At 76.5% G+C, this 1,969-nt stretch carries 1 protein-coding gene; it reads left to right on the forward strand.

The genetic code is table 11. The features are described 5' to 3' along the window. A partial coding sequence (locus FNQ90_RS21245; protein WP_182607826.1) for a HelD family protein occupies positions 1-1,919 on the forward strand: 1,919 nt, incomplete at its 5' end. Positions 1,920-1,969: the final 50 nt, after the last annotated feature.

A 1,969-nucleotide genomic window follows, 5' to 3' on the forward strand; every position in this document is an offset into this window, starting at 1 on the left:
CCGCCGCCCCCTTCTACCGGGCCACCCCCGTCGAGCCCGGACGCGTCGTGCGCCGCCGGGTCATCCGCAGCCGGGGTCGGCGCGTCCTGGGCGTGGAGGACGATCTGATGCGCCCGGGTCTGCGGGCCCTGCTCGACGGCGAGGAACTGCCCGTGGTCGGCGACGGCGCGCTGATGGCCGCGCTCGGCCGCGCCCGGGGCCCCCGGATGCGGGACATCGTCGCCTCCATCCAGGCCGAGCAGGACGAGGTCATCCGCGCCCCCGCCGCCTCCGTCGTGGAGGTCACCGGCGGACCCGGCACCGGCAAGACCGCGGTGGCACTGCACCGCGCCGCCTACCTCCTCTACCGGGACCGCCGCCGCTACGCCGGGGGCATCCTGATCGTCAGCCCCACCCCGCTGCTCGTCGCCTACACCGAGGGCGTGCTGCCCTCCCTCGGCGAGGAGGGGCAGGTCGTCATCCGCGCCCTGGGCTCCCTGGTGGACGGGGCGGGGGCCACGGCCCACGACGAACAACCGGTCGCCGTGGTGAAGGGATCGGCCCGAATGGCCCGGGTCCTCACCCGGGCCGCGCGCGGCGCGCTGGAGGCCGACAAACGCCCCGACCGTCTGCGGGTGGTGGCCTTCGGCGGGCGGATCGAGCTGGGCCCCGACGAACTGGCCGCCGTGCGCTCCGCCGCCCTCTCCGGCACCGCCCCGGTCAACCTCCTGCTGCCGCGGGCCCGCCGGCTGCTGCTGGAGGCGCTGTGGGAGAAGACCGGGGCCGCCCGCCGGCACGCCGACGACCCCGCCCTCGCCGCCGAGGCCCGGGACGGGTTCTTCGAGGACGTCTCGGAGGAGACCGACTTCATCGAGTTCCTCGCCGAGTGGTGGCCCGAGCTGACCCCGCTGGACGTGCTGCGGGCGATGGCCGACGAGCGGCGGCTGGCCGACTGGTCGCGCCGCATCCTGCGCCCCGGCGAGACCCGCCGGGTGGCGCGCTCCCTGGCCCGGGTCACCCCCGACGGCGGCGGGCTGTCGGTGCACGACGTGGCACTGCTGGACGAGTTGCGCACCCTCCTGGGCACCCCGCCGCGCCCCCGCCGGAGGACCGAGGAGGAGATGCTCGCCGAACTGGGCGTGCAGGAGGTCACCACCTTCGCCGACCGCACCGCCCGCCGCCGCGACCGGGAGGCCGAGGCGGAGGAGCGTGAGCGCGCCGGCTACGCCCACGTGATCGTCGACGAGGCCCAGGACCTCACCCCCATGCAGTGGCGGATGGTCGGCCGGCGCGGTCGGCAGGCCACCTGGACCGTGGTCGGGGACCCGGCGCAGAGCTCGTGGACCGAGCCGGAGGAGGCCGAGCGGGAGCGGGACGCGGCGCTGGGCAAGCGGCCCCGCCGGCGCTTCGAGCTGACCGTCAACTACCGCAACCCCGCCGAGATCGCCCGGGTGGCGGACGGGGTGCTGCGGCTGGCGATGCCCGGGGCCGAGCCGCCCCGCGCGGTCCGTTCGACGGGGGTCGAGCCGAGGTTCGTCGTGGTGCCCGCCGGCGCCGGCGGTTCCGGCGGTGGACGCCGGGGAAGGTCCGGCGCAGACGGCGACGGGGGTACGGCGGAGACGGTCCGCGCCGAGGCCCGCCGGCTGCTGGCGGAGGTCGAGGGCACGGTCGGGGTGATCACCGCCATGGGACGCCGGGAGGAGACCCGGCGCCTGCTGGCGGGGATGGACGAGCGGCTGCTGGTGCTCGGCAGCCTGGACGCCAAGGGGCTGGAGTACGACGCCACGCTGTTGCTCTCACCGGCCCGGATCGCCGACGAGACCCCGGCCGGCCTGCGGGTGCTCTACGTGGACCTCACCCGCGCCACCCAGCGGCTCACCGTGGTCTCCTGGCCGGAGGACCGTCCCGACGCCGCCGGTGTGCCGGACCTGCTGCGTTGAGATCAACCGAGATCAACAGAGACCGGAGGAGGGGCCCGGGGGCTCGGAGG

The sequence above is a fragment of the Streptomyces alkaliphilus genome, assembly GCF_014141535.1.
GTDB lineage: Bacteria > Actinomycetota > Actinomycetes > Streptomycetales > Streptomycetaceae > Streptomyces > Streptomyces alkaliphilus.